The sequence below is a fragment of the Ralstonia sp. Ralssp110 genome, assembly GCF_047325135.1.
In the GTDB taxonomy this organism is placed as follows: domain Bacteria; phylum Pseudomonadota; class Gammaproteobacteria; order Burkholderiales; family Burkholderiaceae; genus Ralstonia; species Ralstonia mojiangensis.
In genome coordinates, this window is sequence record NZ_CP168609.1 from 452,696 (window position 1) to 467,828 (window position 15,133).

Annotated in this window: 14 protein-coding genes; 3 read left to right on the forward strand and 11 right to left on the reverse strand. The window is 65.3% G+C overall.

Annotated features, from left to right (window positions below; genetic code table 11):
* Positions 1–6 precede the first annotated feature (6 nt).
* The 4 genes from ACEN9T_RS02600 to ACEN9T_RS02615 all read right to left on the reverse strand — a co-directional run bounded on the left by ACEN9T_RS02600 (position 7) and on the right by ACEN9T_RS02615 (position 5,239).
* Positions 7–1,359: an MFS transporter gene (locus tag ACEN9T_RS02600; protein WP_092975370.1), complete on the reverse strand. Its 1,353-nt coding sequence runs from the start codon at positions 1,357–1,359 to the stop codon at positions 7–9.
* Between the two features lie 97 nt (positions 1,360–1,456).
* A complete protein-coding gene (locus tag ACEN9T_RS02605; protein ID WP_413706336.1) occupies positions 1,457–3,028 on the reverse strand; it encodes an aldehyde dehydrogenase (NADP(+)) in 1,572 nt (523 codons plus the stop codon).
* A 27-nt stretch (positions 3,029–3,055) separates the two neighbouring features.
* Positions 3,056–3,994: a 5-dehydro-4-deoxyglucarate dehydratase gene (gene kdgD, locus ACEN9T_RS02610; protein ID WP_092975375.1), complete on the reverse strand. Its 939-nt coding sequence runs from the start codon at positions 3,992–3,994 to the stop codon at positions 3,056–3,058.
* Between the two features lie 183 nt (positions 3,995–4,177).
* Complete coding sequence (locus ACEN9T_RS02615) at positions 4,178–5,239, reverse strand: SMP-30/gluconolactonase/LRE family protein (RefSeq protein ID WP_413706337.1); 1,062 nt, start codon at positions 5,237–5,239, stop codon at positions 4,178–4,180.
* 118 nt (positions 5,240–5,357) lie between these two features.
* Here ACEN9T_RS02615 and ACEN9T_RS02620 point away from each other — a divergent pair, with 118 nt between their 5' ends.
* Positions 5,358–6,254, forward strand: a complete 897-nt coding sequence (locus tag ACEN9T_RS02620) for a LysR substrate-binding domain-containing protein (RefSeq protein WP_092975378.1) — start codon at positions 5,358–5,360, stop codon at positions 6,252–6,254.
* 55 nt (positions 6,255–6,309) lie between these two features.
* Positions 6,310–6,675, forward strand: coding sequence for a hypothetical protein (locus tag ACEN9T_RS02625; protein WP_413706338.1), 366 nt, complete (start codon positions 6,310–6,312; stop codon positions 6,673–6,675).
* Here ACEN9T_RS02625 and ACEN9T_RS02630 read toward each other — a convergent pair.
* The 7 genes from ACEN9T_RS02630 to ACEN9T_RS02660 are packed head-to-tail and all read right to left on the reverse strand — an operon-like array spanning position 6,672 to position 13,690.
* On the reverse strand, positions 6,672–7,613 hold the full coding sequence (locus ACEN9T_RS02630) for an ABC transporter substrate-binding protein (protein ID WP_413706339.1): 942 nt from the start codon (positions 7,611–7,613) through the stop codon (positions 6,672–6,674). The two genes, ACEN9T_RS02625 and ACEN9T_RS02630, sit on opposite strands and share 4 nt — an antisense overlap.
* A 25-nt stretch (positions 7,614–7,638) precedes the next feature.
* Positions 7,639–8,805 carry a c-type cytochrome gene (locus ACEN9T_RS02635; RefSeq protein ID WP_413706340.1) on the reverse strand — a complete coding sequence of 389 codons (1,167 nt, stop codon included), beginning with the start codon at positions 8,803–8,805 and terminating at the stop codon, positions 7,639–7,641.
* Between the two features lie 14 nt (positions 8,806–8,819).
* The gene (locus ACEN9T_RS02640) at positions 8,820–9,617 is read right to left on the reverse strand and encodes an ABC transporter ATP-binding protein (RefSeq protein ID WP_413706341.1); all 798 of its coding nucleotides are present in this window, start codon (positions 9,615–9,617) and stop codon (positions 8,820–8,822) included.
* Entirely contained in the window at positions 9,611–10,648 is a 1,038-nt protein-coding gene (locus tag ACEN9T_RS02645; protein ID WP_413706342.1) for an ABC transporter permease, read from the reverse strand. The genes ACEN9T_RS02640 and ACEN9T_RS02645 overlap by 7 nt, the downstream gene beginning before the upstream one ends.
* A 41-nt stretch (positions 10,649–10,689) precedes the next feature.
* Entirely contained in the window at positions 10,690–11,697 is a 1,008-nt protein-coding gene (locus ACEN9T_RS02650; RefSeq protein ID WP_316884730.1) for an ABC transporter substrate-binding protein, read from the reverse strand.
* Positions 11,698–11,749: 52 nt separating this feature from the next.
* A complete protein-coding gene (locus ACEN9T_RS02655; RefSeq protein ID WP_413706343.1) occupies positions 11,750–12,589 on the reverse strand; it encodes a class II aldolase/adducin family protein in 840 nt (279 codons plus the stop codon).
* A 9-nt stretch (positions 12,590–12,598) separates the two neighbouring features.
* Positions 12,599–13,690 carry an LLM class flavin-dependent oxidoreductase gene (locus ACEN9T_RS02660; RefSeq protein ID WP_092975400.1) on the reverse strand — a complete coding sequence of 364 codons (1,092 nt, stop codon included), beginning with the start codon at positions 13,688–13,690 and terminating at the stop codon, positions 12,599–12,601.
* A gap of 197 nt (positions 13,691–13,887) precedes the next feature.
* On the opposite strand from ACEN9T_RS02660, the gene ACEN9T_RS02665 reads away from it, so the two are divergent.
* Positions 13,888–15,096: an acyl-CoA dehydrogenase family protein gene (locus ACEN9T_RS02665; protein WP_413706344.1), complete on the forward strand. Its 1,209-nt coding sequence runs from the start codon at positions 13,888–13,890 to the stop codon at positions 15,094–15,096.
* The last annotated feature ends 37 nt before the right edge of the window (positions 15,097–15,133 follow it).

Genomic DNA, 15,133 nt, shown 5'->3' on the forward strand with positions numbered 1-15,133 from the left:
TGTGGCTTACAGCGGCTTGAGTTCCACACGCTTGATCTCACCCACCATGAACAGGTAGCAGACGATCGCAACGGCGGCATGGATACCGACGTACACCAGCGCACCGTTGAACGAACCCGTGGTGTTGACGATGTAACCGATGGCGATGGGGGTCGTGATGCTCGACAGGTTGCCGAACGTGTTCATCAGCGCGCCAGACAAACCCGCGATCTGCTTCGGAGCCGTATCCGAGTTCACCGCCCAGCCCAGCGCGCCGAGGCCCTTACCGAAGAACGACAGCGCCATCACGGCCACCACGACAGTCTGCGCATCGACGTAGTTGCAGATCACCATGGTCATGGAGAGCAGCATGCCCAGCACGATGGGCACCTTGCGCGCCACCGACAACGAGGCGCCACGGCGAAGCAGTGCATCAGAAATGATCCCGCCCAGAATGCCGCCGAGGAAGCCGCACACCGCGGGAATCGACGCGACAAAGCCCGCTTTCAGGATCGACATGCCGCGCGCCTGCACCAGATACACCGGGAACCACGTGATGAAAAAGTACGTGAGCGCATTGATGCAGTACTGCGCGATGTACACACCCATCAGCATGCGGTTCTGCAGGAGCTGCTTGACGTAGCCGAGTTTCGGCCCTTCCGTCTTTGCCACGCCGGCACGGTCCATGTTGACCAGGCCGCCGCCAGCTTCGATGTACTCGATTTCGGCACGGTTGACGCCCGGGTGGTCCTTCGGCTCGTGCACGAAGGCTCTCCACACGACCGCCATGACGATGCCGATCACGCCCATCACGATAAACACGTGATGCCAGCCGAATGCGTGCACCAGCCAGGCCATCAGCGGGGCAAACACCACCGTGGCGGCGTACTGCGCAGAGTTGAAGATCGCCGCTGCGGTGCCGCGCTCATTGGCGGGAAACCAGGCTGCCACGATACGGCTGTTGGCAGGGAAGGACGGCGCCTCTGCCGCCCCTACCAGGAAGCGCAGGCAGAACACCATGATGATGGCGGTGGCCCCGGTAAAGAAGCCGATCGCGCCTTGCGCCAGTGTGAACAGCGACCACAGCAGAATGCTGAACGTGTACACGCGCTTGGAGCCAAAGCGGTCAAGCAGCCAGCCGCCTGGAATCTGCGCAATCACATAGGCCCAGCCAAACGCCGAGAAGATATAGCCAAGCGACACGGCATCGATGCCGAGCTCCTTCTGCATGGCCGAGCCGGCAATGGAGATGGTCGCCCGATCAGCGTAGTTGATGGTCGTCACGATAAACAGCATCGCGAGGATCACGAAACGCACGCGGCTCATGCGCTCAGCGCGCGGCACGGCCTGTGCTCCCACTGCGGGGGCTTTGATGTCCATCGTCTCCTCCTTAAGCCGACACCCGTCGTGCCGGTGGTTCAGGTTGCCGGGTCCTGTGCGGCCCGGCGTGTTGTTTTGCTATTCGACTGTTACGGCTTCAGGCCCAGCTTCCATCCACCAGGCGGCGCAGCTTGAGCGGATTGGCGTCCTGCAGTGCCTCGGGCAGCAGTTCGGCCGGCAGATCCTGGTAGCACACCGGGCGCAGGAAGCGCTCGATGGCTGCCGTGCCGACCGAAGTCGTGCGTGCATCCGTCGTTGCCGGCCAGGGACCACCGTGCACCATGGCGTGGCACACTTCGACGCCGGTCGGCCAGCCGTTGGCCAGAATGCGGCCCGCCTTGCGTTCCAGAATCGGCAGCAGCGAACGCGCGATGGCTGTATCACCCGCATCCAGATGCAGCGTGGCGGTCAACTGGCCTTCGAGCGATTCAGCCAGCGCGCGCAGCTCTTCTGCATCGCGGCAGCGTACGACCAGGCCGGTGGCACCGAAGATCTCGTCGTGCAGCGTCGGTTGCGCCTGGAAGCTTTTCGCATCGGTGATGTAGAAGCCGGCTTGCCCCCGGTTGGGTTGGTCGCTGCCTTGCCCGCGCGCGACACAGCGCACGTTGGCTTCGGCAGCCAGCTTGTCGACGCCGCGCGTGTAAGCGGAGTGAATGCCCGCCGTAAGCATGGGCTGCGCAGCCACGTCGCCCATGGCAGCAGCGGCGGCAGCTTCAAAGGCATCGAGTTCCGGCCCGTCGATGGCGAGCAGCAAGCCCGGGTTCGTACAGAACTGGCCCGCGCCCATCGTGAGCGATGCCACGTACTGCTGGCCCAGCGCAGCAGCGCGCTTGGCCAGCGCATCGGGCAGCAGGAAGACGGGGTTGATGGCACTCAACTCGCCATACACCGGAATCGGCTGCGGGCGTGCCTGCGCAATGCGCAGCAGCGCCTGACCGCCTGCGCGCGAACCGGTAAAGCCAACTGCCTGGATATGCGGATCGGCCACCAGTGCACCCGCCGCGTCGTTGTCCGCCAGGATGAGCGAGAACACGCCCTCCGGCAGCCCGCACTGGGCAACCGCAGCTTGAATGGCACGACCCACCAGTTCGGACGTACCCGGGTGCGCCGGATGCGCCTTCACGACCACCGGGCAACCTGCAGCCAGCGCCGATGCGGTATCACCACCCGCCACCGAGAACGCCAGCGGGAAGTTGCTCGCACCGAACACCGCCACCGGGCCCAGCGCAATGCGGCGCATGCGCAGATCCGAGCGCGGCAGCGGCTTGCGCTCCGGCAGGGCCGAATCAAGACGGGCGCCCACGGCATCCCCGGCACGCACCACGCTTGCAAACAGGCGCAGTTGGTTGCACGTGCGGCCACGCTCGCCTTCCAGGCGCGGACGCGGCAGTGCCGATTCGGCCATCGCGCGTTCGATCAGCGCATCGCCCAGCGCTTCGATCTGGCTGGCGATGGCTTCCAGGAAGGCAGCGCGGGTTTCCGGCGAGGTCTCGCGGTAAACGTCAAAAGCCGCGGCGGCCAGTTCAGCGGCACGTGCGGCATCGGCCTTGGAGGCCAGGGTGAATTCGGGTTCGAGCCATTCCCCGGTGGCGGGGTTCATGGCGTGAACCTTGCCGGCACCACCCGCCACGCGGGCAGCACCCAACAACAGTTCGCCGCTCAATTGCATATCGATTCCTTGTGTTTTCGGTTGCGCTCAGGCCGCCAGCTTTTCCACTTCGGCAATGCGCGACACCAACGCAGACAGTTCTGCCATTTCGGCGTCGGTCAGATCGGTCAAGGGGGCGCGGACCGGACCTGCGTCACGACCGATAACCTTCATACCGGCCTTGACGATCGACACCGCATAGCCGCGCTTGCGATTGCGCAGCTGGATGTACGGCAGCACGAACTCGTTGAGCATCTTGTAGACCTTGGCATTGTCGAACGCTCGCACGGCGGCGTAGAACTCTAGCGCGAACTTCGGCACAAAGTTGAAGATGGCCGACGAATACGTCGACACACCCATCGTCAGGTACGGCAGCGCAAAGGTCTCGGCGGTCGGCAGGCCACCAACGTAGGTAAAGCGGTCGCCCAGGCGGGCGTAGATGCGCGTCATCAGTTCCAGATCGCCCACACCATCCTTGAAACCGACCAGGTTCGGGCAGCGGTCTGCCAGGCGTTCGAGGTGGTTTTCGTCGAGGATCTGGTTGGCGCGGTTGTAGACGATCACGCCCAGCTTGGTCGAGTTGCAGACCTGCTCCACGTGCGCGGCCACGCCGTCGGCGGAGGCTTCGGTCAGGTAAGGCGGCAGCAGCAGGATGCCGTCGGCGCCGGCAGCTTCAGCGGCCTTGCAGTATTCGATCGATTCGGCCGTACCGCGGCCCGCCGGGGCGATCACCGGAATCTTGCCGCCGGTTTCCGCCACGGCAGCGCGCACCACGCGGTCGGTTTCTGCCGCGGTGAGCGAGAAGAATTCGCCGGTGCCACCAGCGGCAAACAGGCCAGCGGCATCGTGGCTGAACAGCCAGTTCAGGTTGGCGCGATACGCTGCCTCGTCGAACGACAGGTCCGACGCCTTGAAGTGCGTGACCGGAAAGGACAGTAGACCAGAGCCGATCTGTTGGGCGAATTCTTTGGGGCTGTATCGGGACATGTCTCGCTCGCGATGAATGCGTGTTGTTGATGAGCGAATTCTTGCACCCGGATCGATTCAAGTCCAAGCCAACTGCTGTCTCGATTAATACAAAACTTGTATTGATACAGGGTCTTCCCTAAGTCTCCGATTTCGATGCTGCAGCCGCACGTGACGGCGCGGCCGCGTTTGGTCATTGGCGCGTCACACCGCGCCCTCGGCTTCCACATAAAGGGCGTACAGGGAATGCGAACTGGCCATGTACAGACGGTTGTTCTTCGGCCCGCCGAAGGTCAGGTTCGGGCAGCGTTCCGGCAGGTGGATGAAGCCGATCGGCTTGCCGTGCGCGTTGAAGATCTTCACGCCGTCGTAGTCGGCAGAATTGATGCCCAGGCGCCCGTCCGACCCCCAGCCGCACCAGAGATTGCCATCCTTGTCGACGCGAAAGCCATCCAGCGCCCCCGCGCCGTTGGCGTCGATCAGCTTGGTCTTGTTGGACGCCGTGCCGTCGGGTGCGATGTCGTAGCTCCAGATGCTGCGCGACGGCGTGCCCTTCCACTCGACCACGTAGAGCTTCTTCTCATCGGGCGAGAACGCCAGGCCGTTCGGGTTGACGAGGTCGGTGATGATCGCGCGGATGCCGCCGTTCGGGTCGATCCGGTAGACGTTGGTCGTGGCCTGCTCAGGCTGCGCCTTGAAGCCCTCCCAGTTGCCGTTGATGCCGAACGTCGGGTCGGTGAACCAGATGCTGTCGTCGGACTTGACCACGATGTCGTTGGGCGCATTCAGCCGCTTGCCCTGATATTGATCGGCCAGCACAGTGATGCTGCCGTTGAATTCGGTGCGCGTGATGCGGCGCGTCACGGAGTGCTCGCACGTGACGAGGCGCCCCTGCCGGTCGCGCGTGTTGCCGTTGGCATAGTTCGACGGCTCGCGGAACACGCTGAACGCGCCGTTCGTCTCGTCGTACTTCATGATGCGGTTGTTCGGGATGTCGCTCACCAGCAGGTAGCGCCCGGCGGGAAAGTACACCGGCCCCTCCGCCCAGCGCATGCCGGTGGCAAGTTGCTCTACGGAACTGCTGTAGAGCCGGTATTTCAGGAAGCTCGGATCCAGCACTTCTACCGCCACGTCCGGGTAGCGCGCGTTCGGCTTGAACCCTTCGATCTTCTGTGCGGCTGCAAGGCCGCTGGCCGCCGCAAGCCCTGCGCCTGCCACGCTCCTGAGAAACCTGCGGCGGTCGACTTCCGCGCTTTCCATGGACATGCTCGTCTCCTGATGGTTGTCATTGGCCCTTCAAGACGAAGGGGCGAGCCGATTCTTGCACCGGCGATCTTTCCCATCCAAGATAAGCACTGACTCAATCCATACAGGTTTTGAATCGATGTTTGAACTCAGCCAACTTCGCTGCTTTGTTGCCGTGGCCGAAGAACTGCACTTTGGGCGCGCAGCGGAGCGTCTGCACATGACGCAGCCACCGCTGTCACGCCAGGTCCGCCTGCTGGAACACCAAGTCGGGACAGAGCTGCTGGAGCGCAACAGCCGTTCGGTCAAGCTGACCGCTGCGGGGCGCAGTTTCCTGCCCGATGCGTCGCGCATCCTGCGTTTGGCGGACGAAGCGGCCGCCACGGCCCGGCGTGTCGCGACGGGCGCTGCCGGACAGTTGGCGATCGGGTTTACCGCATCGGTTGGCTACGGGAAGTTGCCTTCGCTGGTGAGCGCCGTGCGGGCGGCTTCACCCGGCGTGCGATTGACGCTCAAAGAAATGGTGAGCGGCGCGCAGCTCTCGGCGCTGGATGCGCGCGAAATCGATGTCGGCCTGCTACGCCCGCCGGTGGAGCACGGCGAGCTGATTGCCGTGCCGTGCTCGCAGGAAGCGCTCGTGATCGCCCTGCCGGAAGCCGTGGCCGATAGTTGGCCGCAACGCCCCAGCCTGCGCGACTGCGAAGGCCAGCCGCTGCTCATGTATTCGCCATACGAGGCGCGCTATTTCCACCAGATGGTGAGCGGCCTGCTGGAACGCGCAGAGGTGCTGCCCGACATCGTCGAATACGTCAGCCAGATCCACTCGATGCTGGCGCTGGTGCGTGCAGGCATTGGCGTAGCGCTCATCCCGGCGGCGGCGGCCATGCTGCACTTCGAGGGCGTCGTCTATCGCCCGGTGCGCACCACGCCGGCCAAGCCGGTTGAACTCTGGATGGCCTATCGCAAGGACAACGACAACCCCGTGTTCAACGTGCTCAAGACGGTGCTGCACAACGCGCTAGCCGAGGGGCGCTGAACTCACGCGGCACCGCACTTGCTGGAGGCACGGCGATCCCCACCCGGAGACCGCCATGCCCCAGACACCCAACAACATTCCACGCTCGGCCCTGTGGCTCGCCGCATCGGCCATCGGCTTGACCGTGGTTGCGCTGCCGCATCCCGCTCACGGCAAACTGCCGCCGCCCACGCCGGCTGAGCAAGCCGCCGCTGCCCAGCAGGCCGAGACGGAGCGCGCCCAGAAAGCGCAGGAGCAGGTCCAGCTGACCGCAGTGCAGGACCGTTTGGCAGCGCGTTTTGGCAAGGGCGGCAACAACGCGCCAGATGCCGTCACGCCGACCACCAACCTGCCCAAGAACGTCGCAGAAGCGCCGGGTACTGCCGGCCCGCATGGCGGCTCTCGGCCCAGTGCGGAATCCCATTCGGGCAACACCCGCTAGGCGATCAGCGGAAACCCCGTGTCAAACGTGGTGGCCACCTCCAGCCGCTGTTTGAGCAGGCCCACCTTCACGTAGAAATCGGCCGTGCGCTGCTGTTCCGCAATGAGCTGCGGATCGATGGAGCGCCACACAGTCTGTCGACGTGCGAACTGCAGCCGCGCAGCCTCCGGCGCAATGCCGATGATGCGGGCCAGCGTGGCCGAGAAACTGTCGACATGCTGGTACGACCACACCTGCGCGCGCACCACGCGCTGCAGGAAATCGCGCAGTGCGTCGCGCTTGACCGCCAGCGCAGCGTCGGTCGCTGCCAGGTAGCTGAGGCCCGACCACAACCCTCGTCCGTTGACGAGCACGCGCGCATGTTTGACCGTTTCGGCCATCGCTGTGTAGGGCTCCCACGTTGACCACGCATCGATCGACCCGTTGACCAGCGCAAGCTTGGCATCCGCCGGCGGCAGGAAACGGAAGTTGGCATCGTCCGGACCCAGCCCTGCGGATTCCAACGCCTTGAGCGCAACGAAATGCCCAATCGACCCCCGGTTGGTGCCGATTGATTTGCCCCTCAGATCTGCCGCGGTCTTCAACGGAGAATCGGGCCGCACCAGCACCGCCGTGCCGTACGGGTCCGATCGGTTGGCGCCGATGAGCTTGATGCGCGTACCCGCCGCCAAGGCAAAGATGGCTGGCGCATCGCCTATCGGGCCGAGGTCGACAGCGCCCGCATTGAGCGCTTCGGCCAACGGTGCGGCCGCCGGAAACTCGGTCCATTGGATGTCGTACTGCACACCCTTGAGCGCGTCGGCCGCTTCCAGCAGCGCGCGCAGGCCACCCTTCTGGTCGCCAGCTTTGAGCACGAGGCGGGGTTGCGCGATGGACAAGGCAGGCGCGGCAGCAAGTGCCAGCGTGGATTGCAGAAAACGTCGTCGATGTTGCGGCATGGTGATGGAGCGATGCGGTCGAGGGTCAGTGGATGAAGCCGCCTTTCACATAGCGCACCGGTTCGGCGTCCATGCGGGCGATCAAGGAATCGAGGCCGCTTGTGCTGCGAGCGGCGCCCCGTGCGGCAGAGGTACACAGGAAATCAGCGTCGGACCACGTCGCGCCCCGCGCACCGCGCGCGCGCAACCAGCCGTTGCGGTCAGCCAGCAACTGAGTGCCGGAAAAAGCTTGTGGCTCGGCGCCGGCAATAGCGGCGAACACGTTCCACGCGTCTGCCTCTGCTGCCACGCAACGCGCCTGGAAAGCGCCCGGGTGCGATGGCAACGTGCCATCCGGCGTGATGAGCAACGTCTGGAAACGCGGATCTTCCAGCGGGATGCCGTTTGTCGATGCAACATCCACCGCCACCACGCGCACACGCTGGCCGTTGCGCCACGCCGCCAATGATTGAGTCGGCGCATCGCCGCAGCGCACGGACAACGCGGGCAGCGCCACCGGCAGAGGCCAGCCGCCGGCGCGCACGCCGCCACTGGCGGCCAGCATCTTCATGGTGTCGAGCACCGCCCAGATATCGGCGTCGCTCAGTCGACCAGCAAATGCGGGCATGGTTGACGCCCCTTGCGTGTCCTGCATGCCGTGGGCGATGTGCCAGAACAGCTCGCCATCGGCATGACGGCCAAGCAATGGGCCGACCACCGTGGGCGGCCAGCGCGTGAGCGTGGCGGCCAACGGGCCTTCGCCCCGGCCGTCTGCGCCGTGGCAGCTTGCGCAGGCGGCGTTGTAGAGGCGTGTACCGTGCGTGATCGACGCCACCGAAAACGCCGTTGGGCTGACATGGAAACTCGTCGGCATGGCGGGCGCCAGCACAACCGCCGACGGCCACGGCGCCGCCACCAGAAGGCCTACCGCGGCGCCAGACAACACCGCCCGCCAGCGGCGCACCAGCACGGCCATCACGATGGCCAGCAAAGCCAGCGTTACGGCGATGAGCGTCAGGCCAAGCTGCCGCGCTTGCCCAAGGTCGATCAACAGGGTTTCGCCGGCGATGCGCACATCCCACGGCCATGCCGGCTGCCCGTGCACCTCGCCAGCTAGCCCAAGCGTGTGCAGCAGCACCAGCACGCCATGCTGCGCCCATTGCAGAAAGCCAAGCAACGCGTTGAGCCAAACCGTCGCTTCCGGTCCGCTCATGATGGCGCCGCCATCTACCAGGTCTCGCCCAAGCCGAGATGACCGAGCGCCTCGTGCCGCAACGCGCTCAAGCGCGGGTCGCCGCGATGGCGCGGGTAAGGCAGATCCACCGTCAGTTCCGCCGTGATGCGCGCCGGGCGCGGGCTGAAGATGACCACCCGCTGCGCCAGGAACAGCGCCTCCTCCACATCGTGCGTCACCAGCACGGTCGAGAAGCGCGCGCGTTGCCACAGCGTCACCAGCTCGCTCTGCATGGCCAGCCGCGTGAGTGAATCCAGCTTGCCCAGCGGCTCGTCCAGCACTAGCAATTGCGGATCGTTGACCAGCGCACGCGCCAGCGCCACACGTTGCGCCATGCCGCCCGACAGCTCATGCGGAAACGCCCGATGAAAGCCGCCCAGGCCCACGCGTTCCAGCGCATCGTCCACGCGGTCACGCTCTGCGTTGAGCACGCCGCGCGCTTGCAGGCCCAGCGCGACGTTGTCCCACACGCGCCGCCATGGGTAGAGCGTCGGGTCCTGGAAGACGACCACACGGGATGGGTCCGGCGCGTTGATAGGCGCATCGTCCTGCAGGATACGGCCATGCGTGGGAGGTTCCAGCCCCGCAATCAAGCGCAGCAGCGTGGACTTGCCGCAACCGCTTGGCCCAAGCAGCGCGACGAATTCACCACGCTGTATGGTCAGGCTCACACCGTCGAGCACCTGCAGCGGATTGGCCCTGCTGCCAAACCAGTGGCTGACGCCCTGCACATCGATGCGTGCGCCGACACTGGCCGCAGGCGGCGCCTCACGTTCCAGCACGGCTACCATTTCAGCGTCCCCTTCTGCCAGACCAGCGCGCGGTCACGCACCTTGAAGAGCAGCGTGATGATGCTGGAGAACAGCAGCGCCATGACGATCAGCGCGGCATACATGTTGACGTACGACGCCCAGCCTTGCGCCCAGGTCAGGTACCAGCCGAGGCCCGACTTCACGCCCATCATCTCCGCCGTCACCAGCACCGTGAACGACGCGCCCAGCCCCATGAACAGCCCCACAAACACTTGCGGCAGCGCTGCCGGAATCGCCACACGCAGCACGAGAAATGCGTTGGATGCGCCCAGCGTGCGCGCGACGTCGTAGTAACTCTTGCTCACGCCCGCCACGCCGGACCACGTGAGCACCGCCACCGGAAAGCCGGCCGCCAGGGCGATCAGGAAAGCCGCCGCCGAATAGCTCGACGGGAAGAAGTAGAACGTGAGCGGCAACAGCGCCGTCGCCGGCAGCGGGCCCAGAATGCGCAGCACCGGGTGCACCCAGTAGCCCACCGCCCGCGACCAGCCGATCGACACGCCCACCAGAAAGCCCGTCAACGCGCCGAGCAGATAACCGATGCCGAGCAGCTTGAGCGTATTCAACACGCTGTCGCCCAGACGCGGCCAGTCTTCCGAATAGACCTCGATCAACGCCTGCGGCGGCGCAAAGAACGGTGTGGGCAATGCGCCGGACTTGGCGGTCAGCACCTCCCACAACGCCAGCACCGCAGGCACGGCGATCAGCCATGGCCCCGCCGGTTGCAGCGCTTCCTGCACGGGGCGCAACGGGGTCACAAGACCCGCCGCCAACGCCACCACGAACAGCGCAATGCCGACGATCAACGCGGCAACGCCCAGCTCCGCCGTGAATGCCCAATCGCTGAAGCCGACCACGTGGTTGGGCCAGCGCCACGTCAGCAGGCCGAAGGCGGCCCAGGCCAATGCGGCCACGGCGCCGGTGCGCCATGCCCCTCCGCGCTCGACGGCATCGGCAAATGGGTTGGAGAGCGCGGCGGGCGCCTCCAGTGTTTGCGGGATGGTGCTCATGTCGATGTGTTCCTCATGTGCTCATGTGCTTACGCGCCGCGTCAAGCCAGCACATTCACGTACACGTGCTGCGCGAGACGCTGCGGATCGGTGGTCTTTTTGATGACACCGATGCGGCGGAAGTCTTCCGCGTAGAAGGCGATCTCATCGCGCAGGTCGATGCCGGTCGGGTGATGCGTGTACGTGAGCGTGGCGTAGAGCTTGCGCAAGTCGTCCAGCGCCACCTTGGGCGAATACTTGGCAAACACCTTGGCGGCCTCATTCGGGTTTTCGTTGACGAAATCCGTGGCTTGCACAATCGAACGCGCCAATGCGGATGCCGTCGGGCGGTCATTGCGGACCAGCTCGCCGCGTGCGCCGATCACGCAGCAGACCTTGCGCGCGTATTCACCGGAGAGGTTCGTGGCCAGCTCCACGTAGGCCCCGTTCGTGCGCTTTTCCAGCAGGTAGAGGTTCGGGTCGCCGTCGGCAATCGCCTGGATCTCGCCTTTGTCCACCGCCACGCCCAGCAGGTCAGCCGGGTACTGGCGCCAGGTGATGTCCTTGTCCGGGTCAATGCCGTTCTTGGCCAGCAAGATGGTGAAGAAGTGCTTGCCCGGCGCGGCAAGATCGCTCACGCCCACGGTCTTTCCCTTGAGCGCCGCCAGGTTCGTGACACCTGCCGCTTTGGAGCCGACAAGCCGCACACAGCCGCCATGCGAGCTGCCGATGATCTTCACGTCAAAACCCGCTTCCAGCGGCTTGAGCCAGCGGTGAATCATGCCGACTGCCGCATCAGCCTTGCCGGTGGCGATGGATTCGAGCAGTTGATCGGTCGAGCCGCTGTAGTTGATCAGGTCGACGTGCAGCCCGTTCTTTTCGAAGAAGCCGCGTTCCTGCGCCACCACGATGGGCGTCAGGCAAAACGAGTTCTGGTTCCACGCAAACGTCAGCTTGCGCTGTTGAGAGTAGGCCTTGCGGCCCAGGATCAATGCCGGTGCGGCCAGCGCCGTGGCGGCCGCTGCGTGCAATATCTTGCGGCGCGAGATGCCCGCGGTCTCTTCGCTCATTGAATGCTCCCCGTGATGATGTATTCGATCTGTTTTGTCAGGCGACGGCTTCTTAATCGAGCACGTCCGGCTCGGCCGCGACCAGGCCGGCGTAAAGGCTCTCGAATGCGTGCAGCGCCCCCTCCTGCCCGCCCACCTGGCTGTGCGTGTGGCGCGCCGTGGCGGCATCGATGGGCTGCGGCGTGCCGGCGGCCTCGGCCAGCAGTTGCGTGTGGGCTGCGTTGTCCAGCGCGATGTACCACCACGCTGCGGCTTCCACCGTCGGGCCGGCCGTGAGGATGCCGTGGTTCTTCAGGATCACGCCCTTGTGCGTGCTGCCGTCGCGCTTGGAGAGCGCTTGCGCGATGCGCTCGCCCTCACTGGAATCGACCACCATGCCGGTGAAGTCGTCGAACAGCGCATGGTCTTCATAGAACGAGCATGCATCCTGCGTGAGCGGATCCAGCGGCCGACCCAGCGTCGACCACGCCTTGCCGTAGGTCGAATGGGTGTGCGCCGCAGCCACGATGTGCGGATGCGCTTCGTGAATCGCCGCATGAATCGCAAACGCCGCCTTGTTGAGCGGCCGGTTGCCGACAACGGTCTCGCCACGGGCGTTCACAAGCAGCAGGTCCGACACCTTGATGCGCGAGAAATGCACCCCCAGCGGGTTGACCCAGAAGTGGTCAGTCAACTCCGGATCGCGTGCGGTGATGTGCCCCGCCAGCCCGAGGTCGAAGCCGTGCCGCGCAAACAGGCGGAACGCGCCCGCAAGGCGCTCCTGCCGATGGCGACGCTCGGCCTCGAGCGTCGGCCGCGGGGCGGGCGGATCAAACCAGAACTTCTGCTGCGGCGTGCTGTTCAGCCTGAGCGTGGACGATGCCGGGCGCTCGATGGAAAGGACTGCGCTCATGCCCGGGCCTCACGCGGCCTTGCGCTGCGCATCACGCTGCGCAACCAGCTCGCGCACGCGCGGGATGAGCGTGCGACCGTAGTCGACCACGTCTTCCAGCGGATCAAAACCGCGGATCAGGAAGGTGGTGACGCCGAGGTCGTAGTAGTCGAGCAGCGCATCGGCCACCTGCTCCGGCGTGCCGACCAGCGCAGTGGAGTTGGAGCGTCCGCCGGTCTCCTTGGCGATGGCCGTCCACAAACGTTTGTCGACGCGCTCGCCTTGTTCGGCTGCCGCGAGCAGGCGGCGTGCGCCCTCGCTCTGTTGCGGGCCGCCTCGGCTGTAGCCCTGCTGCACACGCAGCGCGCGCGTCCGCTCAAGGATGCTCTCTGCCCGTGCCCAGGCGGCGTCTTCCGTTTCTGCCAGGATCGGGCGGAACGACACCGAGAACCGGATGCTGCGCCCGTGCTTGGCGGCTTCGGCCCGCACGCGCGTCGTCAGATCGCGCACCTGGTCGAGCGATTCGCCCCACAGCGCATACACGTCGGCATGCTTGCCGGCCACTTCGACGGCTACGTCCGAAGCCCCCCCGAAGTAGATCGGCACGTGGGGCTTCTGCGCGGGCTTCACTTCAGAGAAACCTTGCTCGAAGCGATAGAACGCGCCCTCGTGGTCGAACGGTTTCGACTCTGTCCAGATGCGCCGCAGGATGCCGAGGTATTCGTCGGTGCGCGCGTAGCGTTGGTCGTGGTCAAGGTAGTCGCCATCGCGACGTTGCTCGCTGTCGGAGCCGCCCGAGATGAAGTGCACGCCCAGGCGGCCACCGGTGAACTGATCCAGCGTGGCGATCTGGCGCGCGGCCAGCGTCGGATTGGTAAATCCGGGCCGGTGCGCAAGCATGAAGTGAATGCGCTCCGTCAATGCGGCTGCATACGAAATCGTGAGCGTGGCCGACGGCCCCGTTGAATGATGGGGCACGAGGATGCGATCAAAGCCGGCCTGCTCGTGCGCCTGTGCAAAGGCACGTACGTAATCGCGGTCGATCACGGGCCCGTTTGGTTCGGGCGGGTGAATTTCAGATTGCTTCTGGCTTTGGATCATGCCGATGAAATCGACGCTCATGCTGGCTCCGTTCTACATATCGTTAGAAGGTGGGCAAGGCGTCACGCCCCGCCGTGAATGCGAATGAAGTTACGTCATCACCAGCGCTGCACTAACGAATAATTTCAACGCTGCATATTCGGCATCGATCGTTCGCGGCGCTCCGCAACATCGATACGCTGTGCGGCAACATCACCTGCTTCGCACATTTCACCGTCATGTCGTCTGCGCCCTTGCATCGTCTACCTACGCCGCCCGACCGGCTTGCTGAAGTGCTGGCCGCTGTTAGTCCGCAGTTGGCCTCCGCCGCCGCAGAGCACGACCTGCAGGGCAGCTTCCCGCACGACAACTTTGCGCTGCTGCATGCATCGGGCTTGATCGCGCAGGTCATTCCACAAACGCATGGCGGTGGCGGTGCAAGCTTGAAGGCCGCACGCCAGATCATTGCGTCCATTGCGCACGCCGATGCGGCCACCGCGCTGGTCCTGGCAATGACGTACCTGCAGCACCGCGCCATCGCGCGTGCCGATACACGCTGGCCGGCGCATGTCAGGCAACAGGTGTTTGCCACCGCCCTGAATGAAGGCGCGCTCATCAACGCGCTGCGTGTGGAGCCCGACCTGGGCACGCCCGCACGCGGTGGCTTGCCCGCCACCGTGGCAACGCGTGCGGGCACCACCTGGCGCATCCGGGGCCGCAAGCTCTACAGCACCGGAAGCCATGCCCTGCGCTGGCTGGCCGTGTGGGGCCGCACCGATGAAGCCGAGCCGCGCGTGGGGATATTCCTCGTGCCGCGCCCGTTGCCGGAAACACCGGGCATCCGCATTGAAGAAACCTGGAACCACCTCGGCCTGCGTGCCTCGGGCAGCCACGACGTCGTTCTGGAAGATGTGGAGATTCCGCTCGACCACGCCGTCGACATCCGCCCCGCTGCGGATTGGGCGGCGCACGGCGCCGCACAAGCCGACACCAGCGCGCAGCTCGACCAGCAGGCGTGGATGACCGTGCTGCTCGGCAGCCTGTACGACGCCGTGGCGCAGGCCGCGCGCGACTGGCTTGTCCAGTTTCTGAACACGCGGGCACCGGCCAACCTGGGCGGGCCGCTGGCCACGCTGCCGCGCATGCAGGAGGCGGTGGGCGAGATTACGGCTGCGCTGCGCACCAACCGCGTCCTGCTCGATCACGCAGCCGAGGCCGCAGATGCAGGCTCGCCGCTTTCCATGACCGACAGCGGGCTCCTCAAGTACACCGTCACCACCAACGCCATCCGCGCCGTGGAGCTGGCGCTGCAGCTGTCCGGTAACCACGGCCTGTCGCGCCACAACCCGCTGGAGCGCCACTATCGCGATGTGCTGTGCAGCCGCATCCACACGCCGCAGAACGATTCCATCCTGCTGGCAGCCGGCCGCACTGCCCTCGGGGTTTAGCTGGACGCCGCCCATCAAGTCCAGCAAGATGCACCGA